Origin of the sequence: Paenibacillus sp. J23TS9 (genome assembly GCF_018403225.1) — a bacterium.
GTDB lineage: Bacteria > Bacillota > Bacilli > Paenibacillales > Paenibacillaceae > Paenibacillus_AQ.
In genome coordinates this window covers 2,578,273-2,603,317 of the sequence record NZ_BOSG01000001.1, presented here as the reverse complement: position 1 = coordinate 2,603,317, position 25,045 = coordinate 2,578,273, and the positions used below count along the sequence as shown (strand labels likewise).

Genomic DNA, 25,045 nt, shown 5'->3' with positions numbered 1-25,045 from the left:
GCATGACGCCATATAAAGTCATAGTGGTAGATGACTCGGCATTTATGCGGAAAATATTTTCGGATTTGATCGAAAAGGATCCCGCATTTCAGGTCATAGACACAGCCGCGAATGGACGGGAAGCTGTTGAAAAAATAACAAGGCAAAAGCCTGATGTTGTTACAATGGATGTGGAAATGCCTGAAATGAACGGGCTAGAGGCACTAAAGCTGATTATGGCAGAGCATCCGATACCGGTCATTATGCTCTCAGGTATCAATGAAGAAGGAATGAAGGAAACGATCATTGCTCTGGAATCCGGAGCATTTGATTTTATCCGAAAGCCATCTTTAACCTACTCACAGCATATTGAACAGGTTGGGGATGCGCTGCTCGATCAGTTGAAGGCGGCCATGAGTGCGCGCGAACGAAGAGCGGCATTCCGGGCGGAGGAGGAGAAGAGGCAGCAGCAGAAGATGGAATCCTTCCAGCCATTACCTAGTCCATCGAATGCGGCGAAGCTGCGTAAGCCAAAGACAGAACAGCCTAAGCGTCAAGCTGCTACTCCTAAAAAGTCAGAAATTGTAATGAAGAAACCGGAAAGCCGGATCGAACCGAAGAAGGAAAAAAACGGTTTAATTCTGCCTAAGCCCAATCATGAGGCTGCTGCCAGTCAAAAAATTACCGCCTCTGCAGCATCAACGGTCAATTCTAACGAACAGACGGATGGCTTTAATCAAATCGTGGCAATCGGCTGTTCTACAGGAGGTCCAAGGGCTCTAAAAGCCGTACTTGAGAAGATCCCTGGTGATTTGCCCGCTCCGGTAGTTATTGTGCAGCATATGCCCCCGAACTTTACCAAATCACTCGCTCAGCGCCTGAATTCCTTCAGTTCATTGGAGGTCATGGAGGCAGAGCATGGGATGGGGCTGAAAGCGGGCTGTGCCTACATTGCACCAGGAGGCAAGCACATGCGGGTTGCACAGGGACCAGGTGGCCGGTTTTCGCTGATTCTTTCCGAGGATGAGCCGCTTAATGGTCACAGACCGTCTGTTGATGTGCTGTTTGAATCTTTGCTGCCTCTGGAAGCCCTCAAGCGTCATGCAGTTCTGATGACAGGGATGGGCAGCGATGGGGCACGCATGATGAAACGCCTGTATGATTCGGGTGTATGCAGCACCTTTGCCGAAAGCGAAGAAACATGTATTGTGTACGGCATGCCGCGCTCAGCGGTTGAGCTGAATTGTGTAAGCCATGTTTTACCACTTCAAGAAATCGCAGCCGGTGTGGTCCGTGCTGTGAAGTAACGGAAAGTGAACCTATAAAGGAGGTGTCTCACAATGGACATGAACCAATACCTATCCATGTTTATTGATGAGTCCAACGATCATCTGCAGTCATTGAATGAGAATATGCTTCTGCTTGAAGGTAGCCCGAGTGATCTCTCGATTGTACAAGTTATTTTCCGTTCAGCACACACATTAAAAGGGATGGCTGCGACGATGGGATTTGAGGATCTCGCTGCACTTACCCACCAAATGGAGAATGTGCTGGATTTGGTCCGCAACGAAAAGCTGGCTATGCAGGATTTTATTTTTGACACGCTGTTTAAAGGTCTGGACGCTTTGGAATCCATGGTACAGGATATTACCGAAGGCGGCGAGGGTAAAGCAGACGTGACTGGCATCGTAGCATCGCTGCAGGCAATCGTGAGAGGCGAGGACTTGTCAGCAACAGGCGCAGGAGCCGAGGCTAAGACTTCCACATCCGATCCAAGTGCTAACACAGCTATTCAGCTGGACGAATTCCAATACTCCGTCTTGAACCAATCTATCGCAGACGGACATCGAGTACTGTATGTGGATGTGCATATCCGTGAAAATTGTCAGCTGAAGGCCGTACGTGCATACATGGTCTTTGATTTATTGGAAAGATCGGGCGAGGTTATCAAGTCCTCACCATCCGTGCAGGACATTGAGCAGGAAAAGTTTGAGCACAGTTTCTCTCTCTATTACATAACACTGAAGGATCCTGCCGAACTGGAACAGCAGATTTTAAACGTGTCCGAGATTGATAAGGTCACTGTCATGGAGCTTGATCAGGAATCATTGCAGCAAATGAACGAAATGGGTATGGCATCACAAGAAGCAGCTGCGGTTGCTGAGGCACCTTCTAAAGAGGAAGCCCCTGAGACAACAGCACCATCAGCAGCGCCGGAGCAAGCCGTACAAAAACAAACACCGCAATCCTCTGCGGCAAAAACACCTGCCAAATCCAGTGGAGGCACGCCTTCGCGTACGATCCGGGTAGATATTGAACGGCTTGATGTGCTGATGAATCTATTCAGTGAGTTGTTGATTGACCGGGTTCGTCTGGAGCAGCTTGCCAGTGAGGTTCAGAATCATGCACTGACGGAGACAGTAGAACATATGAGCCGTGTCAGTTCCGATTTGCAAGATATTGTCATGAAACTTCGAATGGTTCCAGTCGATACAGTCTTCAACCGTTTTCCTCGAATGGTCCGTGATTTGGCCAAATCGCTGGATAAAAAGGTGGATTTGATCATCACCGGCGCAGAAACGGAGCTTGACCGTACGGTTATCGATGAAATTGGTGATCCTCTTGTCCATCTTCTGAGAAATGCAGTAGATCACGGGATCGAACCGATCGCCGACCGGATCAACGCTGGCAAGTCGGAGACAGGAACCGTAAATCTTCGTGCCTTCCACAGCGGCAATCATGTTTTCATTGAAATTGAAGAAGACGGACGCGGTATTTACCGCGAGAATATCCTTAAAACCGCCCTTAAGAAAGGGGTGGTCACTCAGGACCAGGCAGCAGCAATGTCTGATGACGAAGTGAATCAGCTTCTGTTCGCTCCGGGTTTCAGTACAGCGGAGAAAATATCCGATGTTTCTGGACGCGGTGTAGGTTTGGATGTGGTCAAAGCAAAAATCACCTCGCTTGGCGGGCAAGTCACCATTTATTCGACGCCGGGCAAAGGAACTAATTTTTCGGTACAGCTGCCTCTGACGTTGTCGATTATCGCGGCTATGATGGTGAAAATGGGCTCCGAAAAATATGCGATCCCACTATCTTCTATTGTAGAAACAGCCATTGTGCGCAAAGAGCAAATTCGGACAGTACATGGCAATAAAATGGTAGAGTTCCGCGGACAGCATATTCCACTTATCTCACTAAGCCGGATTTTTAATATTAAGGATTTCAATGAGAATGAAGAGAATGAAACCGAAATTATCGTTATCCATAAAGGTGAACGCCTGGCCGCGCTCGCAATCGATGAGTTTATCGGACAGAACGAGATTGTACTAAAAGGTCTGGGTAAATATTTGCCGCAAATCAAAGGAATTTCAGGTGCCACTATTCTTGGCGATGGACAGGTTGCGCTCATTCTTGATCCAAATGTGTTTATAAAATAGATAAGACAAGCTTTTGCCGCACCCGAGCCTGTATTCATAAAAGGAGGTTTTTCTCATGGGAGAAGAAATCAAAGTCATCGTATTTAAACTGGGCAGCGAGGAATACGGAATTGAAGTGGACAAGGTTCAAACGATTGAACGCATGCTTCCCATTACCAGAGTTCCCAAGACCTACACATTTGTAAGAGGCGTCATCAATCTGCGTGGCGTGGTCATTCCGGTTATTGATCTGCGCGGGCGTTTCGGGCTGGAAGAAGGGGAATACACCGATCAGACCCGGATCATTATCGTTGCGGTGAATGACATGGAAGTCGGCTTTATTGTTGACTCCGCAAATGATGTTATCGATCTGCATACAGACCGTATTGAGACACCTCCTGAAGTGGTAGGCGGAATCAAGGCGAAGTATCTGGATGGGGTTGCGAAAATCGGCGATGATCGTCTGCTTATTATGTTGAACCTTGCCGAAGTACTTAATAAAAGTGAAATTATCCAACTGGAAAGCTTAGAGGAGTAGCCTGTGGAGGTCTTTAAACATTTTAAAGAATTTAAAATGGATGTTTTGAAGGAAGTAGGAAATATTGGCGCTGGCAATGCTGCAACAGCATTATCCCGGCTTCTGGACAAACCGGTAGATATGGCGGTACCCAAAGTGCAGCTTCTATCCTTTGAAGAAATTTCGGAAAAGGTAGGAGGTGCCGAGAAGGTTGTGATCGCTATCTTCCTCCGAGTAGAGGGAGATGCGCCGGGTAATCTTTTCTTCATCTTAAGTCCGGAGGCTGCCAAAAGCCTGCTAAAAAGGCTGGTCGGCATTCCTCCCGAGAAAGACGACGGATTATTCAATGAAATGGAGCTGTCGGCTCTGAGTGAAATCGGCAATATTTTGGCGGGATCCTATTTATCCTCATTGGCTGATTTTACGCAATTGTCCATGTCGCCTACCGTTCCGGCGCTGGCGATGGATATGGCTGGTGCAATATTGAGCTATGGTTTGCTGCAGTTCGGACAAATGGGAGACGATGCCCTTTTGATCGATACAACGTTTCTTGAGGGCGATCATGAGGTGGAGGGACAATTTTTCCTGATCCCTGATCCAGACTCGTTCGCCAAGATTTTTCAATCACTGGGAGTGCCTGTGGATCATGATTGAAGAGCAAAGCATTGTAAAAGTAGGTATGGCCGACCTGAATGTTGTGCAGCGTTCCGGAGTTATCCGGACGGTCGGTCTGGGTTCATGCGTCGGACTTACGATGTATGACCCACAGCTGAAAGTGGCCGGGATGGCGCATGTCATGCTTCCTTCATCGGATATAGCCCGTGAAGGACAGCTGAACATCGCGAAGTATGCGGACACAGCTTTGCCTGCTCTTCTAGACAAGCTATTGAAGTTAGGTGCTTCCCCCTCGCGCATCGTCGCCAAAATGGCAGGAGGCTCGCAGATGTTCGTATTTGCTGGCACAGGGGACACCATGAGAATCGGACCGCGGAATGTGGAGTCCTGCAAATTAAAACTGGCAGAACTTCATATTCCGCTCATTGCTGAAGACACTGGCGGAAACTACGGGCGTACAATCGAACTGGATGCAAGTACGGGAATATTGTATATCCGCAGTGTACAAACAGGTGTAAAGGAAATGTAGCCATGAAGGGAAATCTGCTGTTTAATCTGGTATTTGGCGTTATAGGGTTTATTTTGACCCTGTTGTTTTCTCTGACAAACAATTTGTTCATGACAAGTGTAATACGAGGGGCGGTATCATTTGTTGTATGGTTTCTCCTGGCATTTCTGCTGAGATGGACGTGGACTGTAATAAGTGCCCCCCAGGAAGATACTGCGCCAAAGGGCGGGGAGGACGAGTTAACGGGCAACCGCTTTGACTTGACGACTCCTGATGAAAGTGACGAGCTGAATGAGCTGTTAAAACAAAAACCCGACCTTTCCAATGAACGGGGTAATGATTTTACACCACTCAATCCGCCGAAACTGGTCTCGACAAAGGATCCTGAAGAATTGGCCAAAGCGGTTCGTCACCTGACAGAAAAATAAGGAGGGTGAGGGTAGTGAACGAGCGTAAAACTTCTCATCTGAATCACGCCGAGCTTTGGGAACAGTGGAAAGAACATGGAAGTCTGGAAGCTAAAAAGAAATTGATCGAGAACTATCTTCACATCGTTGATTATGTATCCAGCCGCCTGGCTATCGGACTTCCTAAGAATGTATCGAAGGATGATCTGGCCAGCAACGGTGTAATGGGATTGATAGATGCGGTAGACAAGTTTGATTACAAACGTGGTCTTCAGTTCGAGACTTATGCATCCTTCCGGGTGAGAGGGGCTATCTTGGATTCTCTTCGTCAAGGAGACTGGGTGCCTCGATCGGTCCGTGAAAAGGCTAAAAAAATCGAAGATGCTTATCAGCAATTGGAACAAAAACATCTTCGCTCGGTATCGGATACCGAAATGAGTGACTTTATGAATATTTCGGTGAATGAATTTCAGCATATGCTGCAGGAAGTGGCTGTCATGTCGCTGTGTTCACTAGAGGATCCCATTCGTGAGGAAGAGTCCGAAACAAGGCTCTCCATTATGGTGGATGATAAGGCTAGGAATCCTGATTATAAGGTCAATGAGTTCTATTTAAAGGAATCATTAATTAAGGGGCTGGAAAAGCTCACTGAAAAAGAACGTACCGTTGTATCATTATTATATTATGAAGATTTATCACTTAGCGAGATTGCCGAAGTTATGTCTCTTTCGCCTTCGAGAATTTCTCAACTGCATTCCAAAGCGATATTGCGTCTGCGTGGAACGCTGGAAAAACATCGTGATTTGCTGATGCAAAACGATTAAACCGCTGTAGAAATAGAGGGGAGGAAAAGGATTGACAGCTAAATTAGCACTGGATACCTTTTTAAGTGTTACATTTTCAGATGATAAAAGCGTTGCTTATATACAATTTTCAAAGCGTGAAGAGGGCTTCAAGTGCACAGAAGACGAATTGATGCTGTTTTTGCGCAGCCAACAGATTCAATATGGCATTGAGCGGGATATTATCAGCCGGATTGCGAGCCATCCCGAAGAATATATGTTCAGCCGTACGCCGGTAGCGATGGGAGTACAGCCTGTCAGCGGCAAAGATGGCTATATCGAGTATGCGTTCAACCTTCGCGACGAGCGGGAGCAGAAGCCGCTTGAAACCGAGGACGGCAAGGTGGATTACAAGGAACTGCTAAGCCTGAACAATGTGATCAAAGGACAGCTGATTGCCAAGAAGATTCCACCTCAGCCAGGGATACCCGGTACGTCGGTAACCGGTGAGATCATCGCATTCAAACCGGGTAAAGAGGCATATTTCAAGGTTGGGAAAAATGTGGTCCTTGATGCGGAACAAGCAGCTATGTATGCCGCAATTGACGGTCTGATTGCAACAACCGATAAAGGTAAAATCAACGTATTTCCCGTCTATGAGGTCAATGGTGACGTCGATTACAGCATCGGAAATATCGACTTTGTGGGAACGGTCGTCATCCGGGGAAATGTACTGACCGGATTCCGGATTAAAGCAGCCGGAGATATCCGTGTCGTAGGCGGAGTTGAAGGCGCAGAACTGGATGCTGACGGCTCGATTGAAATTACAAGCGGTATTATCGGTTATAACAAAGGCTACGTAAAAGCGGGCAGAAACGTCAAAAGCTCATTTATCCAGGACGGAAATGTCATAGCCGGTGAGGACGTCATCGTGTCTCAAAGCATTATGCACTCGAATATTCGGGCAAGCAAAAATGTGATTTGCAACGGGACCAAAGGACTGATTGTCGGAGGCAGTATCCAGGCAGGAGAGAGGGTTACGGCGCGGACAATCGGTAACAGCATGTCCACCATGACCTCCATTGAAGTGGGCGTACAGCCGGAGCTTCGTAACGAGCTTAACGAGCTGCGGGTACAAACAAAGCAATTAAAGGAAGCGCTTGATAAAACGGACAAGGCTCTTCATCTCCTGAATCAGCTGGCTTCCACAGGTCAGTTGACACCTGATAAGGTTGCGCTCAGGGTGAAGCTGAATGCTACCCAAAAGTCTAGCCAACGAGAGCAGATAGCAGCCAGAGAACGGATACTTGAAATTGAGAAAACTCTTGAAGATACGGTTAAAGCCAGAGTTGACGTCATAAAAATGATTTATGGAGGATCTAAAATCGTCATCGGAAGATACACGCGATTTATCAAGGATCCCGCAGAACGTGTCTCTCTTTACTATCATGAAGGCGACATTTCGATGGTTCCATATATCTAGATGACTACATTGAGCTCTTAACGCTCGGATATCCTCTAAGGCAGGTGAATATTCGTGAGTATGAAAGCGGTAGAGATGCAAATTGCCATACCCCGCACCACGGAAGCGGGTAAAATACAAAACGATGTTCATCATAGATCTTCACAAGAACAGCAGTTTCTAGCGGGACAGCAGCTGAAGGAAAGTCAGGAGCTCCGCCAGCGAAGCACGGGTATTGACGAAACAGCAAATGCTGCAGTGCGGGATGATGGGAATCAGCATTCCTCCAGAAAAGACGAATCCCACCCCCATCAGTCCAAGCAGGAGCCTGAAGAGCATCATGATGCAGAGCATCCTTATAAGGGGCATCATCTTGATGTTTCACTCTAGGCGAGCGACCATCAAAGATCTGCAGTTATGAAAATAAGCAATTAAAGGAGAACTAAAGGTTTGAAACCGTGGATGATTGTCGTTATTTTAGGCGCTGCCGCCATAGTCTATGCTCTCATGCTGCCTAAACGGCAAGTCGATAAGTCTTCTTCTGATAAAGATAAAATGGTTCAAGAAGTAGAAGCGACATTGGAGCATTACATGGCAGATATTGAAAGAGAAAATGAAGAGCTGGTTGAGCTGATCAGCCAAATGAAGCAGGAGACCGCATCCAGGCAGCTTGCCCAACAGGAACAGTTAACAGAAATGAGGCAGCGGCTGTTACTATTGGAGCAGCAGTCACTTCAGTATGAAGCACGTTTGCATGCCGCAGAGCAAGGAAGCCACCAGACTGCCTCTGTATTGCTGTCGCAGGCTCAGGAAACCGCAGCGGCACAGATGAGTATACTTCACCAGGAAGAGCCGCTAGTGGAGGATGTCCTCCCGGAGACGAAAGAACCGTCGATACGACAACGCTATCCCGAGCTGTTTGAATTATATGCTCACGGCAAATCCGTGGATGGCATCGCGAAAGTGATCGGCATGCAGAGTGGCGAGGTGCAGCTGATCTTGCAGTTGGCTAAACAGGAGGGATCGCTGTGATCAAAAATCGTTCATTTATGATCGGTCTGGGCAGCGGTCTGCTGGCGGGAGCCCTTCTGCTGCAGCTGATGAATGTGGGCGCAGGACAGCAGGTACTTTCGGAAACAACGGTAGTGGACAAACTGACCAAGGAACAGCTGCAGGAACAGGCAGAAGCCATGAATCTGAAAGTAGTTGAAGCTGAAGATAAGCGGATGACTGAAGATGAATGGAAACAACAGATGATCGATAAGAGCTCCAAACCTCAAGGCAGCGGAGTTAAGACTCCTGAGGCCGGAAACAAGACGGAGACGCCAAAGACACCCGAGCAGCCAACGACTCCTGATTCCAAAGATGGAGGTCAGACACCAAAGACGGAGGCTCCTGCAACTGGAAAAAGTCCAACAACACCCGAGACTCCATCTGTAAAAGTGAAAATCGCGAGTGGAAGCAATTTGACTGATGTTGCCGCCAAGCTGAAGCAGTCGGGAGTTATTTCCGACATGGCCTCTTTTGTGGAGAAAGGGAGAAGCCAGAAAATGAGCACTAAAATTCAGTACGGCACATATGAGTTTAGTCCAGGAGAAGATTTTAACAGTATCATTACTAAAATCACGACAAAACCGCCTAGCTGATGGGACATACACAGCCGGACGGTTTTTTTGCTGTGGTGCATCCCGCTTTGTAATCTCAACGAACTCATTCAGGCTATAGTGAGAAGGATATTGATAGATGTTTTTTCTTAAGGATGAAAAACCCTTGAATAGGCGTTGCATCAGTCATTCACTTATGGTATATTAAATGACGGTGTTAAAACACACGCTGTCGGATTTCGTAAAGGGTGCTTTCCTGATGGAGAGTCTTGACGGAAAATGAAAACAGCGGAGGACACAAAAAACCAAATTTAGGAGGTGTGTGAAGATGGCAGTAATCTCCATGAAACAGCTTCTCGAAGCTGGTGTTCACTTCGGTCACCAAACTCGTCGTTGGAACCCGAAAATGGATAAATATATCTTCACTGAAAGAAACGGTATCTACATTATCGACCTGCAAAAAACAGTTAAAAAGGTCGAAGAAGCTTTTAACTTCGTTAAGAGCGTGTCTGAAGAAAACGGAACAATCCTTTTCGTAGGCACTAAAAAACAAGCTCAAGACTCCGTGAAAGAAGAAGCAGAACGTTGCGGTATGTACTACATCAACCAACGTTGGCTCGGCGGAACTTTGACTAACTTCGAAACCATCCAAAAACGTATCAATCGTTTGAAAGAGCTTGAGAAGTGGGAAGAAGACGGCACTTTTGCTGTCCTGCCTAAAAAAGAAGTTATCCTTCTCCGCAAAGAGAAAGATCGTCTTGAAAAATTCCTTGGCGGTATCAAAAACATGAAAGGCCTTCCTAGCGCCCTCTTCATCATTGATCCTCGCAAAGAGCGTATCGCAGTTGCCGAAGCCCGCAAATTGGGTATCCCAATTGTAGGTATCGTTGATACAAACTGTGATCCGGACGAAATCGACTACGTTATTCCTGGTAATGACGATGCGATCCGTGCCGTTAAACTGTTGACAGGCAAAATGGCTGACGCAGTGGTGGAAGCACACCAAGGCGAAGAAACAACTGCCTAAGTTCAGCAGCAAAGCAGTATAGACATGAATTAAATGAAAAGGGTGGTTGGTAGGTGTATAACCTCTCACTGCCCTTTTTTTAAGATATAAGAAAGATGAACTCCGAGAATTTGGCTTCCTTATATCGTAACAAAACTACCGCTGAACGCGGTCTGACAAACTAAAAATTAATGAACAACTTTTTGGAGGGAATATTCCATGGCAGTTAATGCTAGTTCGGTAAAAGAGCTTCGTGAAAAAACAGGCGCAGGTATGCTGGATTGCAAAAAAGCGCTCGAAGAAGCAAACGGTGATATCAGTAAAGCGATTGAAGTTCTTCGTGAAAAAGGTCTTGCAGCAGCAGCTAATAAAGCTGGACGCGTAGCAACTGAAGGCGTTGTTGAATCTTACATTCACGGCGGCGGACGTATCGGAGTTCTGGTTGAAATCAACTGCGAAACTGACTTCGTAGGTAAAACAGACCAGTTCAAAGAATTCGCTCGTGACATTGCAATGCATATCGCAGCTTCCAATCCTCGTTATGTAGCACGTGAAGAAGTGCCGCAAGAAGAACTCGAGAAGGAAAAAGAAATTTTGAAGGCTCAAGCCCTGAACGAAGGCAAGCCTGAGAAAATCGTTGAAAAAATGGTTGAAGGCCGTATCGGTAAATACTATGAAGAGTTCTGCTTGCTTGAGCAGTCTTTCATTAAAGACCCGGACAAAACCATCGCTACCCTGCTGAAAGAAAAAATCAGCACCATTGGCGAAAACATCTCAATCCGTCGTTTTGTTCGTTACGAGCTGGGCGAAGGCATGGAGAAAAAAGTGGATAACTTCGTTGAAGAAGTTATGGCTCAAGTTAAGAACTAAGCATCCAACCGGCGTGATGAGCGCTTGAATACACATGTACGATAAAGAGCGGAACACGCCAGTGTTCCCTCTTTTTTCAGAGATCAGAGAGTATCGCTTTCCGTGAAATGCCTGCTGATCTCGTAAGAAAAACATCCGCTGCGTGAATAAGTTCATGCCTCGGAAGTTTTTCTTTAGAGTATGAGAATGACATCAATTCTGGTATGCTCTGCTTATGGCAGAGCAGGAAGCAAAGACGGTTTTTTAAACTGGCACCAGTCAGGTGCTGTCTTAAAGTGGAGGGTAAACATTTTGAAAGAGCCTATTTTTAAACGAGTTGTCTTAAAGGTCAGCGGGGAATCTCTCGCAGGCCAAAACGGATACGGCATTGATGCGGTGACAATCGCCTCCATTGCTGAACAAGTGAAGGAAGTTGTGGAACTGGGTGTTCAAGTCGCAATTGTATGCGGCGGCGGCAATATTTGGCGCGGCATCGCGGGCAGCTCGAGCGGTATCGACCGTGCAACGGCCGACTACATGGGAATGCTTGCAACGGTCATGAACTCGCTCGCATTGCAGGATGCACTGGAACAAATTGAGGTTCCTACACGTGTACAGACTTCAATTGCCATGCAGCAGATCGCCGAGCCTTATATTCGCCGTAGAGCTATTCGCCACCTGGAAAAGGGTCGCGTTGTAATCTTTGCAGCAGGAACTGGCAACCCGTTCTTCTCGACAGATACGACGGCTGCACTCCGTGCAGCTGAAATTGAAGCCGAAGTGATTTTGATGGCCAAAAACAAAGTGGACGGCGTATATTCCGCTGATCCTTTCAAAGACAGCACGGCAGAAAAATACGAGCAGTTGACATATTTGGATGTGTTGAATAAAAATCTGGGTGTGATGGACTCCACAGCATCCTCCCTATGTATGGACAATAACATTCCGCTTATCGTATTTGCGATTACCGAGCAAGGAAACATCAAACGGGTCGTTCAGGGTGAAAAAATCGGAACGATCGTTAAAGGGAGTGTAGATTAATGCCTCAAACGGTGAAAAAACACGCGGAAGAGCGCATGGATAAGGCGATCTCCGCTTTGAAAAGAGACCTGGCAACGCTTCGTGCCGGACGTGCAACTCCGGCCCTGCTGGACCGGATTCAACTGGAATACTACGGAGCAATGACTCCTCTGAACCAATTGGCTAACATTAATTCTCCGGATTCACGCACGCTGATGATTCAGCCATGGGATAAATCTTCCCTGGCGGATATCGAAAGAGCAATCTTGAAATCCGATCTTGGACTGACTCCTGCAAATGACGGAAGTACAATTCGTCTTGTTATTCCTCCGCTGACCGAGGAGCGCCGTAATGAGCTGGTCAAAATGACCAAGAAGTTCGGCGAAGAAGCGAAAGTGGCCATCCGTAATATCCGCCGCGACGCAAATGACGATATTAAAAAAATGGAAAAAACCGATATATCTGAAGATGAATCCCGTCGCCACCAGGACGACATCCAGAAAACGACGGATAAATTCATCGCGGAAGTCGACAAAGTGCTCGTTGCTAAAGAAAAAGAGATCATGGAAGTATAAGAGACTTGCGGCCCCTCCTATTATGGTGGGGTTTGTGTCTTTTTTTGCAGAAACCCGCATGGAGGAACTAGAATGATCAAACGAGTTCGATCGTGGTGGACACGGAAAGACAAAGTACAGCCGCCAGAGAGATCAATGGACAATGTTCCTGAGCATGTCGCCATCATTATGGACGGTAACGGACGCTGGGCGAAAAGCCATGGACTGCCGCGCTTTATCGGGCATCAAAATGGAATGAAGGCCGTGAAACGGACCACGATTGCTGCAGATAAGCTAGGAATCAAGTATTTGACGCTGTATGCCTTTTCGACAGAAAATTGGAAGCGTCCGAAGGACGAAGTCGATTTTCTTATGCGTCTGCCGCAGGAGTTTCTGGCTATTGAGCTGGATGAACTGATCGAGAAGAACGTTCAGGTTCGGATGATGGGTGACAGGGAAGGTTTGCCTTCCTATACACTTAAGGCCATGGAAGAAGCTGTCCGTCTAACGGCGGGCAATGACGGTTTGGTCCTGAATTTTGCACTTAATTACGGTAGTCGTAAAGAGATCACTGACTGCATGCGTGAATTGGGACGGGAAATCCAGTCTGGCACGCTAAGCCCGGACAACATTACACCGGAATTACTGGATCAACATATGCTGTCCAGCGGGATTCCGGACCCGGATTTGATCATACGTACCAGCGGAGAGATGCGGATCAGCAACTTTATGCTGTGGCAGATGGCTTATAGCGAAATGTGGTTCACCGATATTTACTGGCCTGATTTCAATGAACAATATTTATATGAAGCGGTCGCTGAATACCAGCGCAGGACGCGGAGATACGGCGGCCTGACTTAGCCTGATGGAGGATGGAGATCGTTGAAACAACGACTGATTACCGGAATTATAGCTGGAGTTGTTTTTTTGGGACTTTGCCTGCTTGGAGGGCTTCCGTACCATCTCATCGTTTTGGCGATGGCGATGATCGGTTATTATGAATTCGTGCGAATGACTAAGGTTTCCCCCTTTGGCGGTACAGCACTGCTGGGATATCTGGGCGTTTTGATGTTTGTGTTCCCCTGGAACCTTCTAGATATCAGTTTTCCGCTTTCATGGGATCATGCCATCTGGCTTCTGATGTTCCTGTTCATGCTGGCGACGGTCATAACAAAGAATAAAATTGGAATACAGCACGCAGCTATGCTGTTTTTAGGCGCTGTTTATGTCGGTGTCGGCTTCTCTTATATCGCGGGCTCCCGGAATGCGCCCGACGGAAACGGGCTGTTCTGGACATTCCTGCTGCTTGTATCCATTTGGGCGAGTGATGCCGGAGCTTATTTTGTAGGGAAGTGGATTGGCAAAAACAAGCTTTGGCCGGCGATCAGCCCGAATAAGACCATTGAAGGGGCTCTTGGGGGTGTAGTTATCTCCATGATTACTGCAGTGGTTTTCTCCCTCTTGTCGGGAGGGATTCTTTCCTTCGGACGGGCCTTGGCCATCGGCCTCGCCTGCGCTGTTGCCGGACAGCTGGGGGATTTGATTCAATCCGCTTATAAGCGCGTATATGGCATCAAGGACTCTGGTACACTGCTTCCGGGGCATGGAGGCATTCTGGATCGCTGCGACAGCTGGATTATCGTCTTTCCATTTGTACATATCATGATGCTAATGCCTTATTAAAAGAAAGAAGGTTCGTTATGAAGAAGATTAGCGTGCTCGGTTCCACGGGCTCGGTAGGCACACAGACGCTTGATGTGGTAGCGAAGCATTCTGACCATTTTCAAATCGAAGGCCTTGCAGCAGGAACGAATACTTCTTTGCTCCTGGAGCAAGTACGGAAGTTCAGACCTCGTAAAATTTCAGTTGCGAATCGGGAACTGGCTGAGCAAATCAAGACGGAAATTCCTGTAGGTACAGAAGTGTTTTACGGTGAACAAGGCTTGATCGAAATTGCTGCCGGTACGGATGCCGAGATGGTTGTTACTGCAGTGGTGGGAAGTCTTGGACTTCAATCGACGCTCGCTGCCATTGAAGCCGGTAAAACGATTGGGCTTGCCAATAAGGAAACACTGGTCACAGCGGGACATATCGTCACAGCCCTTGCCCAGCAAAAAGGTGTTAAGCTGTTGCCAATCGACAGTGAGCATTCGGCCATTTTCCAATGCTTGAACGGCGAGAATCGTCAGGATATGACCAGTCTTACGCTGACGGCATCTGGCGGGTCCTTTCGTGACCGTACGCGTGAAGAATTGAAGCAGGTTACGGTGGAGGATGCTTTGAAGCACCCGAACTGGTCCATGGGAGCCAAGATTACAATTGATTCGGCGACTATGGTTAACAAGGGTCTGGAGGTTATAGAGGCTCATTGGCTGTTCGAGCTTCCATATGAGCAGATTAAGGTGCTGCTGCACCCGGAAAGCATTATCCATTCTTTTGTGGAATTCAAAGATACAAGCATTATTGCGCAGCTGGGCAATCCGGATATGCGGGTGCCGATTCAGTATGCGCTAACGTACCCGGAGCGATGGGAATCCCCTTCAGAGCGCCTGTCGCTTGCTCAAGTGGGAAGAATCAATTTTGCGGAGATGGACTTTGAGCGCTTCCCTTGTTTAAGAATGGCATACGAATGTGGTAAAATGGGTGGTACAGCCACAACCGCATTCAATGCTGCGAACGAGGTGGCAGTTGCGCGGTTTTTGCGCAGGGAGATTTCATTTTTGCAAATTGAGGATATTATTGAAAGAGTGCTTGATCAGCATCATAATATTTCAGAACCTGAACTTGCGGAAATCGAAGATTGCGACAAACGCACCCGGGACACCGCCGCTAGGCTGTCCTAAGCGTTCAGCATACGGTTTACCGCAATACCCACTCTTCTCCCTTATCTAAAAAATGACTCAAAAGTGATTCTCTTGTGCGGGGCCGGAGAATAATGATAATCTATATAGACTGAATCACAGACGAGCCTGATTGCAAATTACTGCGGAAGGCAGGAGGGCTTAAACAGCTCCCGACGGACAATAATTCATTCTATGAGAATCAATTGCTGCAATTGATTCATGGATTATGAAGCTTCGGTCTCAGACAATAAAGGGGGATGCGACGAATTGGAAATGGTGCAGGTAGTATTCTTGACAGTGCTCATGTTTTTCGTCATCGTGACTGTGCATGAGTGGGGACATTATTATTTCGCTAAACGTGCCGGTATATTGGTTCGGGAGTTCGCGATCGGTTTTGGTCCGAAACTGTTCTCTTATAAACGCGGGGAAACCCAATTTACGCTTCGCCTGCTTCCATTTGGAGGCTATGCTCGCATGGCGGGTGAAGATCCGGAACTCGTGGAAATTCATGCCGGCCAGACCGTTGCCATAAGGGTGAAAGACGGTGAAGTGAAAAAGATTTATCTGGATCAGCTGGATAACCGGAAAAACGTGATCCGTGGTGAAGTGGAATTCATTGATATGACGGACAGCCTGAAAATCCGTTTGGATGTTGATGGGGAAATCCAGCAATATCCGATTGATCCGCAGGCGATGCTTGTGGCAAAATCGCAGGAGACACAGATTGCTCCTCGGAACCGCCAGTTTGCCAGCAAGACGGTTGGACAGCGTGCCATGTCTATTTTTGCAGGACCGCTGATGAATTTCATATTGGCGTTTATCTTATTCGCAATTCATTTGCAAATGGCGGGGATTCCACTGGAAAATCCGACGTATGTGCAGATTGGTGAAGTCTCCAAGGATATGCCTGCAGCGGAAGCCAATCTGAAAAAAGGCGATATCGTCGATACCATTGACGGAGTCAAGATTGGTGCGGATTATCAGAAGATGATAGATCTGACTTCCAAGTCGAAGGGCAAGCCGATGAAATGGACAATCCGCCGCGGGGATGAAGTATTCAACGTGACCCTGACGCCGCGCACCATGGAAGGTCAGGAAGGCGGCAAGGTGGGGATTACACCTCAGCTCCCTACACGTAAGGCTGGATTTGGTGAGACCTTTACGGGTTCAGGCGTTGCCATGGTCGATACGACGAAAATCATTTTCCAGGGCTTTGGGCAGCTGATCAAACAGTTTAATATGGATGATATCGGCGGCCCGGTACGGACCTTTGAAGTGACAGGCCAGATTGCCAAGCAGGGGATCGTTCAGCTAACCTATTGGGCGGCCATCTTAAGCTTGTATCTTGGAATCTTTAACCTGCTGCCAATTCCAGCAATGGACGGAAGCCGGCTTGTATTCCTGGGAGTCGAAGCTCTTCGCGGGAAACCGATTGACCCAAGCCGGGAGGGCATGGTTCATTTTGTGGGCTTTGCGATGCTTTTCCTGTTAATGATTGCAGTAACTTATAATGATATATTACGATTAATCAACGGATAATTGATGATGAAGGCTCTGCCGCAGCTTGCGGGGAGAACATTCTTGGGAGGAAATCCATTTTTATGTCAAACGATAAACAATTTGTGACTGAGATTACACCGCAAGGAGAAGATTTCTCGCGCTGGTATATCGATGTTATTAAAAAAGCAGATCTCATGGATTACTCGCCTGTCCGCGGCTGTATTGTATTCCGTCCGGACGGTTATGAAATTTGGGAGCATATTCAACAAGAGCTGGACCGCCGATTTAAAGAGACAGGACACCGCAATGCATATTTCCCTCTCTTCATACCGGAGAGCTTCTTCCAGAAGGAGAAAGAGCATGTCGAGGGCTTTAATCCTGAGCTGCCATGGGTAACCGAAGCAGGCGGAGACAAGCTTGAGGAGCGTCTGGCTATCCGTCCGACATCTGAAACGATGTTTGGGCATATGTATTCAAAATGGATCCAATCTTATCGTGACCTTCCTGTTCTGATTAACCAATGGGCCAACGTTGTAAGATGGGAAAAGCGTACGCTGCCATTCCTTCGTACGAGTGAGTTTTTATGGCAGGAAGGCCATACAGCTCATGAAACAGAAGAGGAAGCACGCGAAGAAACGATGAAAATGCTCGAAGTCTACCGTGATTTTGTGGAAGAGTACTTGGCGATTCCGGTTATTACAGGGCAAAAGACTCCATCCGAGAAATTTGCGGGTGCAGTCGACACGTTCTCCATTGAAGCCATGATGAAGGATGGTCGTGCCGTACAAGCAGGAACCTCGCATTATCTCGGAACCAACTTTGCGGTAGCCTTTGATATTCAATATTTAAGCCGTGAAAATAAACAGGAATTTGTGCATACAACCTCTTGGGGTACAAGTACACGTCTGATCGGCTCGATGATTATGGTTCATGGTGATGATCGTGGCTTGGCCTTGCCGCCAAAAGTGGCACCAACGCAGGTCATTATGGTTCCGATTGGACCTCCAAAAACCTGGGAGGCTGTTGTAGGCCGCACGGATGAGCTATTTGCCGAATTGAAAAAAGCGGGTGTTCGTGTACGTGTAGACGACCGCAGCGATGTGCGTCCAGGCTGGAAATTTAATGAGTATGAGATGCGCGGCGTGCCGGTACGTCTCGAGATTGGCCCGCGTGATATGGAAAACGGCGTCTGCGTGCTTGTATCGCGGATAACCGGAGAGAAAAAAGTGGTTCAGCAGGCAGATCTTGTTGAAGAGGTCAAAGCGATGCTGGATCAAGTGCAGCGTGAAATGTTCGATCGTGCGAAGCAGTTTATGACAGAGAACTTCTACTCCGTGGATACTTTGGAAGAAATGAAGACGAGCATGGAAGAAAAACGCGGTTTCTCTCTGGCTGGCTGGTGTGGATCCGAAGCATGCGAGAGCAAGGTTAAGGAAGAAACCGGAGCAACAAGCCGGAACATTCCATTCAGCCCTTCGGAAGAAAAACATACTTGCCTGGTATGTGGGCAGCCTGCCAAACATACTGTCGTTTTTGCCAGAGCTTACTAAGAAAATCGTACAGTGATGTACTTTCACAGTACCGTATAATATCCGCTTCAGGTTGGTAAAGCCTGTATTGGATTCAGAAATAGACAATGAGGAGCTTCTGCCAGAAATAGGTCCGGTGTTTTGTGAACCCGGTATATATAACTGGATTCAGAAGCTTTTCATTTTTACGCAAGGGGGAAGAGAGCATGGACAAGTCCGATGAGAAGAGAAAAAGGTTTGAACTTCTGATGAAACAGGGTGAAATCCCCCCCGGATTGATCGATCCTTATTTTTTGGATGGCTATATTGAGCAGGTTGAAACGAGCCGAAGCAATCAGGAATGGGTGATTTCCATCATCAAAGAAAGTCTGGTACCCGCAGAGGTGTACCGGAATTTCTGTCTGAAGCTCCGGGATAAGATGCAGCATATCGCCAAGGTATCCTTTATCTTCAAATATGGCCCTTCCGTAGATCATGAAGAAATTATTAATACGTATTGGCAGTTGTTTCTGGAGTGGATTCATAGAGAGATCCCTTCGGTGAACGGCTGGATGGGACGTGCAGCACATGAGCTTGATGGGGATACCCTCATGGTTACGATGACGGATAACACCTCGCTCGAGCTTGCACGAAAGAAGCAGATTGACCAGGCTATTATCCGTTTTTATAACCAGTATTTTGCACTCCCGCTGCGTGTGAAGGTTCAGGCTGGTGAAGTCAGCAGAGAAGCCTATGAGGAGTTTGAACAGAAGAAGCTGCAGGAAGAGCGCGAAGTTATCGAGAAGATGATCACCTCCATGGAGGCTGAGGCGCGCAGCACGGATGAGGATGGAGAAGAAGTCCGGCTTCAGATCGGATATGACATCAAAGAACAGCCTGTGCCGATTCAAGAGATTCAAGATGAAGAGAAGAAGATTACGATTCAGGGAACCATATTCGGCCTGGACAGTAAGGAACTCCGTAATGGCAGCACACTGTTTATGTTCAACCTCACAGATTTCAGTGATTCCTTGCAAATGAAAATGTTTGCGAAGACGAAGGAAGATTTGAAAATTATGAGTCTTCTGGCGAACGGTAAGTGGGTCAAAGCACGCGGACGGGTAGATTATGACCGTTTTATGCAAATTCCTGAACTCGTCATGATTCCTTCTGATTTGGCAGAAGTACAGGCACCACCTGCCCGTAAAGATACGGCTCCTGAGAAACGCGTGGAGTTTCATTTGCACTCGACCATGAGCACGATGGATGCGGTAACGCCTATTGATCAATATATCAAAACGGCAGCCAAGTGGGGACACAAGGCCATTGCGATCACCGATCATGGGGGTGTGCAGTGCTATCCTGACGCGGCGAAGGCTGCAAAAAAGAACGGCATTAAAATGATTTACGGTGTGGAAGCAAATGTGGTGAATGACTCGGTACCCGTTGTGCTGCAGCCGCAGCCGATTGAACTAAAATCAGCCACCTATATTGTGTTCGATATCGAGACCACCGGTCTGTCGATTACAAACAGTAAAATCACAGAGCTAGCCGCAGTTAAGATGTATGAGGGTCAAGAGATTGACCGGTATGCAACCTTCGTTAATCCGCATGAGAAAATCCCATATCATATTCAGCAGCTGACGAATATTACGGATGAAATGGTGAGGGATGCTCCTGATCTGGAACCGGTTCTGCAGGAGTTCGTGAAATTTGTCGGCGATAGCGTACTTGTGGCTCACAACGCAAGGTTTGACGTGGGCTTCATTCAGGCTTCTCTAAAGGAATACGGCATGCCTCTGCTGGATAATCCGGCTTTGGATACACTTGAATTGGCCCGTTTGATTCATCCGGGAATGAAAAATCACCGGCTGAATACACTTGCGGATAAATATAAAGTGCTGCTTGAAAGTCATCACCGGGCGATCGATGATACGATTGCATTGGCTGGCATATTGAACGGACTTTTAGCCGATGCTGAAAAAATCAAGGGATTGACGATGCTGGACCGGCTGAATGATTATGTCGGCACCGATTTGTCCAATACGCGTCCATTCCATTGCGGTATCTATGCGCTGAATAGTACTGGCAAGAAGAACCTCTTTAAGCTCATTTCAATGTCTCATACGGAATACTTTAAGCGTGTGCCTTGCATCCCGAAATCCAAGCTTGTGGAGATGCGGGAAGGGCTTTTGATCATATCAGGCTGCGAAAAAGGCGAGTTTTTTGAAACTGTGCTGAACAAAACGGTAGAGGAAGCCATTGAAGTGGCTCAGTTCTACGATATATTGGAAATTCAGCCATTAACCATGTACATGCATTTGGTGGATAAAGGCCTTGTGGGAAGTCCAACGGAACTAAAGACAGCCATCAAAACAATCTGTGATATAGGTGAGAAGCTGAATAAGCCGGTTATAGCTACAGGCAACGTACATTACCTTGATCCGCGGGACAAGCTGTTCCGGGATATTACGATTCATGGTATTACCGGGTTTAGTCCGCTCAAGGATATCCGGAAGCCGGATGCTCATTTCCGCACGACAGATGAGATGCTGGAAGAGTTTGAGTTTCTGGGTAAAGACAAAGCCATTGAGGTCGTTGTCACGAATACGAATGAACTGGCTGACCGCTTTGAGGAGCTCGAATTATTCCCGGACAAGCTTTTCACACCGATTATCGAAGGCGCAGACGAGGAAATCCGAAACACATGCTACGAAACGGCAAGATCGATTTATGGAGAGGATCTTCCGGAGGTTGTCATCGCACGTTTGGAAAAAGAACTTGAACCGATTATTAAATACGGCTTCTCGGCTAACTATCTGATTTCGGAACGTTTGGTGAAAAAATCGAATCGGGATGGTTACCTGGTTGGTTCCCGGGGTTCGGTTGGATCTTCCGTCGTCGCCACATTTCTTGGCATTTCCGAGGTTAATCCGCTGCCGGCACATTATATTTGCAAGAATGAGGAATGTAAATACAGTGAGTGGTTTCTCGACGGCAGTATACCAAGTGGATTTGATTTACCGGATAAAACATGCCCACATTGCGGAAGCAACCTGAAGGGCGAAGGCCAGGATATTCCGTTTGAGACCTTCCTGGGCTTTAAAGGAGACAAGGTTCCCGATATCGACCTTAACTTCTCCGGGGAATATCAACCGCAGGCGCATAACTACACCAAAGAAATTTTTGGCGATAAATGCGTATTCCGGGCAGGGACCATTGGTACCGTAGCAGAGAAAACAGCCTTTGGTTACACGAAGAAGTATGAGGAAGACCATCATCAAAAATGGCGCGGAGCCGAGCTGAGCCGCCTGGCGGCAGGCTGTACCGGCGTGAAGCGCAGCACGGGCCAGCATCCCGGCGGTATCGTCGTTGTTCCGGATTATATGGAAGTGGAGGATATTACTCCTGTTCAATTTCCGGCGGATGATGTCAATGCGGAATGGAAAACAACTCACTTTGACTATCACGCCTTTGATGCGAATCTTCTGAAGCTGGATATACTGGGTCATGATGATCCGACAATGATGCGGATGCTGCAGGATTTAACCGGGGTTGATCCTACGACCATCCCGATGAACGATCCTAAGGTCATGAGCATGTTCAATTCCACCGAGGCGCTGGGAGTGGAGCCGGGTCATATCCGGACACCTGTCGCTACGTATGGAGTTCCTGAGATGGGAACCAAGTTTGTCCGCCAGATGTTGATTGAATCAAAGCCGTCATCGTTTGCCGATTTGCTGCAGATTTCCGGGCTGTCCCACGGAACCGGCGTATGGCTGGGTAACGCACAGGAATTGATCAAGAATGGAACCTGTAACATCAAAACTGTTATCGGCTGCCGGGATGATATCATGCTATTCCTGATCTATAAAGCCGGGATGGATGCCAGTCTGGCCTTTAAAATTACGGAGAGCGTTCGTAAGGGTAAGGGATTGACACCGGAATGGATCGAAGAAATGAAAAAATGCAAAGTGCCGATGTGGTATATTGACTCCTGTTTGAAGATCCAGTATATGTTCCCGAAAGCTCACGCCGCTGCATATGTTATCTCAGCGGTGCGCACGGCATACTTTAAACTTTATTATCCTATTCATTATTATGCGACCTATTTCTCGGTTCGTGCAGAGGACTTCGACATCGAACTCTGCTGCCAAGGGTATGATGCAATCAATCGTCAAATTGATGAAATTGAGCAAAAAGGCTTCCAGGCAACCACCAAAGAGAAGAGCATGCTGTCGGTGCTGGAAATGGCTCTCGAAATGACGGCAAGGGGCTTCAGCTTCAAAAGCATCGATCTGTACCGCTCGGAAGCGACCCGTTTTATCGTGGATGGTGATTCACTGATTCCTCCGTTCTCGGCAATGCAAGGGATCGGTGACAATGCGGCACGCAACATTGCGGCTGCCCGTGAACATGGGGAGTTTCTCTCCATTGAGGACTTCCAGCAGAAGTCCAAGGCAAGTAAGTCCATTATTGAACTGCTTACACAATTGGGCTGCTTCCGGGGTCTTCCTGAAAGTAATCAGCTCTCCCTATTCTAAGGAACCCGGTAAAATGAGACGTTTTTAATCGGGGATTGACAAGGTAAAAAGGACTCGCATCCCTTGCTGTGTCTGGAGGCAGTCAAGGAGAGATACTTGTCAGTGTTGCCAGACTATGTTATAATTTTTTTGGCAATCATGGAGATAAAACCGTTGTTTAAAGAGTGGGGCGACCCACTCTTTACTCTTTGGTATATAGGATATTGAAAGTCTTGGAGGTAATAATCTTTGAGCACAACTAAGATCAAGGAAATTGTAGAAGAAATGGTCCAGCCTTTTATGGATGAGCATAACTTTGAACTTGTTGACGTGGAATATGTAAAGGAAGGCAGTAATTACTTCCTGCGAGTTTATGTTGACAAGGAAGGCGGCATTGACATTGATGACTGCGGCATGGTCAGCGAATATCTGAGCCAGAAGCTGGATGAGAATGATCCCATTCCAACCGCTTATTTTCTGGAGGTATCCTCCCCTGGTGCCGAACGTCCGCTGAAGAAAAGCGAAGACGTGGCTAAAGCTGTCGGCAAAGATGTTTTTGTTACAGTGTACGAGGCGGTTAACGGTCTGAAAGAATTTGAAGGCCGACTTCTTTCGTTCGAGAATGAAGAGCTTGTGATTTCTGCAGGTAAGAAGCAATACACCATTCCGTATGCAAAAGTTGCCAGTGCCAGACTGGCCATTATTTTTTAAAATCCAGGAATTGATAAGACATGCACCAATTGTGGATTACTGGATTTCTGTCGCGTAACGTAAGCTTCACTAGCTGAAGACGGCGAAGCCATTTAAGCTTGGGTGCACTGTGATGAAAGGGGGAACTGATTTCCAATGAGTATGGATTTTATTGAAGCTATGAATGAATTGGAAAGAGAAAAGGGAATCAGCAAGGATATTCTGTTTGAGGCTATTGAGGCAGCGCTGATTTCCAGTTACAAACGAAATTTTAATACGGCGCAAAACGTACGTGTTGATATGAACCGCAATACGGGGGTTATTAAGGTATATGCCCGCAAGCTGGTTGTGGAAGAGGTGCTGGATCCACGCACTGAAATTTCCGTACCTGCTGCAAGGGAGATCAACCCTCATTTCCAACTTGAAGATATCGCTGAAATCGAAGTGACACCACGTGACTTCGGACGTATTGCCGCACAAACGGCAAAACAGGTCGTTACACAGCGTATCCGCGAAGCGGAACGCGGTTTGATTTACAACAAGTTCGTAGATAAAGAGGAAGATATCGTAACCGGTACTGTTCAGCGACAGGACTTGCGTAACTTCTATGTAGACCTTGGCAAAGTTGAAGCCGTACTTCCGATTGGCGAGCTTATGCCGAATGAGAAATTCAAGCATGGTGACCGTATCAAAGCCTACATCACCAAGGTTGAAAACACGACAAAAGGTCCGCAAATCATGCTGTCCCGTACACATCCGGGTCTGCTGAAGCGTTTGTTTGAGCTTGAAGTACCTGAGATTTTTGACGGTGTGGTTGAAATCCGCTCTGTAGCACGTGAAGCAGGCTTCCGTTCGAAGATCGCTGTCTACTCCCGCAATCCTGAAGTGGATCCTGTGGGCTCTTGTGTAGGTCCCAAAGGCCTTCGTGTGCAGACCGTTGTCAATGAGCTGCGCGGAGAGAAAATTGATATTGTTCGCTTTTCGGAAGATGTTGAGGAATATGTGGCAAATGCCCTGAGTCCTTCTAAAGTTCTGGAAGTAATCGTGTTCGAAGAAGAAAAAATGGCACGCGTCATTGTGCCTGACTACCAACTGTCTTTGGCCATCGGCATTAAGGGTCAAAACGCTCGGCTTGCGGCCAAGCTGACAGGCTGGAAAATCGACATTAAGAGTGAAAGTCAGGCGGAACAGGAATTCGGCAGACCGAAAACGACCTCGGCTGAAATGCATCAGGATTCCGTCTCCGTCGATTAATATTA

Annotated in this window: 23 protein-coding genes; all 23 read left to right on the top strand. The window is 47.3% G+C overall.

The genetic code is table 11. The features are described from left to right. The first annotated feature begins 2 nt into the window (after positions 1 to 2). The gene (locus KJS65_RS12230) at positions 3 to 1,286 is read left to right on the top strand and encodes a protein-glutamate methylesterase/protein-glutamine glutaminase (RefSeq protein WP_213650050.1); all 1,284 of its coding nucleotides are present in this window, start codon (positions 3 to 5) and stop codon (positions 1,284 to 1,286) included. Positions 1,287 to 1,319: 33 nt separating this feature from the next. Continuing rightward, positions 1,320 to 3,419: a chemotaxis protein CheA gene (locus KJS65_RS12225; RefSeq protein ID WP_213650049.1), complete on the top strand. Its 2,100-nt coding sequence runs from the start codon at positions 1,320 to 1,322 to the stop codon at positions 3,417 to 3,419. A gap of 55 nt (positions 3,420 to 3,474) precedes the next feature. Then, complete coding sequence (locus KJS65_RS12220; RefSeq protein ID WP_136604724.1) at positions 3,475 to 3,936, top strand: chemotaxis protein CheW; 462 nt, start codon at positions 3,475 to 3,477, stop codon at positions 3,934 to 3,936. Between the two features lie 36 nt (positions 3,937 to 3,972). After that, on the top strand, positions 3,973 to 4,569 hold the full coding sequence (locus KJS65_RS12215) for a chemotaxis protein CheC (RefSeq protein ID WP_374706182.1): 597 nt from the start codon (positions 3,973 to 3,975) through the stop codon (positions 4,567 to 4,569). After that, a complete protein-coding gene (locus KJS65_RS12210; protein ID WP_213650047.1) occupies positions 4,562 to 5,059 on the top strand; it encodes a chemotaxis protein CheD in 498 nt (165 codons plus the stop codon). The genes KJS65_RS12215 and KJS65_RS12210 overlap by 8 nt, the downstream gene beginning before the upstream one ends. A gap of 2 nt (positions 5,060 to 5,061) precedes the next feature. Next, positions 5,062 to 5,466, top strand: a complete 405-nt coding sequence (locus KJS65_RS12205; RefSeq protein WP_213650046.1) for a hypothetical protein — start codon at positions 5,062 to 5,064, stop codon at positions 5,464 to 5,466. A gap of 14 nt (positions 5,467 to 5,480) precedes the next feature. Beyond that, positions 5,481 to 6,269: a FliA/WhiG family RNA polymerase sigma factor gene (locus KJS65_RS12200; RefSeq protein ID WP_213650045.1), complete on the top strand. Its 789-nt coding sequence runs from the start codon at positions 5,481 to 5,483 to the stop codon at positions 6,267 to 6,269. Positions 6,270 to 6,300: 31 nt separating this feature from the next. Beyond that, positions 6,301 to 7,710: a flagellar assembly protein A gene (locus KJS65_RS12195; protein ID WP_213650044.1), complete on the top strand. Its 1,410-nt coding sequence runs from the start codon at positions 6,301 to 6,303 to the stop codon at positions 7,708 to 7,710. 60 nt (positions 7,711 to 7,770) lie between these two features. Beyond that, positions 7,771 to 8,079, top strand: a complete 309-nt coding sequence (locus KJS65_RS12190; RefSeq protein ID WP_306432980.1) for a hypothetical protein — start codon at positions 7,771 to 7,773, stop codon at positions 8,077 to 8,079. A 60-nt stretch (positions 8,080 to 8,139) separates the two neighbouring features. Further along, positions 8,140 to 8,721, top strand: a complete 582-nt coding sequence (locus tag KJS65_RS12185) for a hypothetical protein (RefSeq protein ID WP_244864503.1) — start codon at positions 8,140 to 8,142, stop codon at positions 8,719 to 8,721. Further along, positions 8,718 to 9,335 carry an endolytic transglycosylase MltG gene (locus KJS65_RS12180; RefSeq protein WP_213650042.1) on the top strand — a complete coding sequence of 206 codons (618 nt, stop codon included), beginning with the start codon at positions 8,718 to 8,720 and terminating at the stop codon, positions 9,333 to 9,335. Before KJS65_RS12185 ends, KJS65_RS12180 begins: the two co-directional genes overlap by 4 nt. Positions 9,336 to 9,621: 286 nt before the next feature. Beyond that, positions 9,622 to 10,320 carry a 30S ribosomal protein S2 gene (gene rpsB / locus KJS65_RS12175; protein ID WP_136604732.1) on the top strand — a complete coding sequence of 233 codons (699 nt, stop codon included), beginning with the start codon at positions 9,622 to 9,624 and terminating at the stop codon, positions 10,318 to 10,320. A gap of 198 nt (positions 10,321 to 10,518) precedes the next feature. Then, positions 10,519 to 11,169 (top strand): translation elongation factor Ts, encoded by a 651-nt coding sequence (tsf, locus tag KJS65_RS12170; RefSeq protein WP_213650041.1) that lies wholly within the window; start codon positions 10,519 to 10,521, stop codon positions 11,167 to 11,169. A gap of 291 nt (positions 11,170 to 11,460) precedes the next feature. Then, positions 11,461 to 12,189 carry a UMP kinase gene (gene pyrH / locus KJS65_RS12165; protein WP_136604734.1) on the top strand — a complete coding sequence of 243 codons (729 nt, stop codon included), beginning with the start codon at positions 11,461 to 11,463 and terminating at the stop codon, positions 12,187 to 12,189. After that, the gene (gene frr, locus KJS65_RS12160; protein WP_213650040.1) at positions 12,189 to 12,743 is read left to right on the top strand and encodes a ribosome recycling factor; all 555 of its coding nucleotides are present in this window, start codon (positions 12,189 to 12,191) and stop codon (positions 12,741 to 12,743) included. The genes pyrH and frr overlap by 1 nt, the downstream gene beginning before the upstream one ends. A gap of 72 nt (positions 12,744 to 12,815) precedes the next feature. Continuing rightward, entirely contained in the window at positions 12,816 to 13,583 is a 768-nt protein-coding gene (locus KJS65_RS12155) for an undecaprenyl pyrophosphate synthase (protein ID WP_213650039.1), read from the top strand. Positions 13,584 to 13,604: 21 nt separating this feature from the next. Next, positions 13,605 to 14,405 carry a phosphatidate cytidylyltransferase gene (locus tag KJS65_RS12150; protein WP_213650038.1) on the top strand — a complete coding sequence of 267 codons (801 nt, stop codon included), beginning with the start codon at positions 13,605 to 13,607 and terminating at the stop codon, positions 14,403 to 14,405. A gap of 17 nt (positions 14,406 to 14,422) precedes the next feature. Then, positions 14,423 to 15,565 carry a 1-deoxy-D-xylulose-5-phosphate reductoisomerase gene (locus KJS65_RS12145; RefSeq protein WP_213650037.1) on the top strand — a complete coding sequence of 381 codons (1,143 nt, stop codon included), beginning with the start codon at positions 14,423 to 14,425 and terminating at the stop codon, positions 15,563 to 15,565. 267 nt (positions 15,566 to 15,832) lie between these two features. Continuing rightward, on the top strand, positions 15,833 to 17,104 hold the full coding sequence (rseP, locus tag KJS65_RS12140; RefSeq protein WP_213650036.1) for an RIP metalloprotease RseP: 1,272 nt from the start codon (positions 15,833 to 15,835) through the stop codon (positions 17,102 to 17,104). A gap of 62 nt (positions 17,105 to 17,166) precedes the next feature. Further along, positions 17,167 to 18,615: a proline--tRNA ligase gene (gene proS / locus KJS65_RS12135; RefSeq protein WP_213650035.1), complete on the top strand. Its 1,449-nt coding sequence runs from the start codon at positions 17,167 to 17,169 to the stop codon at positions 18,613 to 18,615. A 185-nt stretch (positions 18,616 to 18,800) separates the two neighbouring features. Continuing rightward, positions 18,801 to 23,117 carry a PolC-type DNA polymerase III gene (locus tag KJS65_RS12130; RefSeq protein ID WP_213650034.1) on the top strand — a complete coding sequence of 1,439 codons (4,317 nt, stop codon included), beginning with the start codon at positions 18,801 to 18,803 and terminating at the stop codon, positions 23,115 to 23,117. A 228-nt stretch (positions 23,118 to 23,345) separates the two neighbouring features. Then, positions 23,346 to 23,807: a ribosome maturation factor RimP gene (gene rimP, locus KJS65_RS12125; protein WP_213650033.1), complete on the top strand. Its 462-nt coding sequence runs from the start codon at positions 23,346 to 23,348 to the stop codon at positions 23,805 to 23,807. A 135-nt stretch (positions 23,808 to 23,942) separates the two neighbouring features. Beyond that, positions 23,943 to 25,040, top strand: coding sequence for a transcription termination factor NusA (nusA, locus tag KJS65_RS12120; protein ID WP_213650032.1), 1,098 nt, complete (start codon positions 23,943 to 23,945; stop codon positions 25,038 to 25,040). Positions 25,041 to 25,045: the final 5 nt, after the last annotated feature.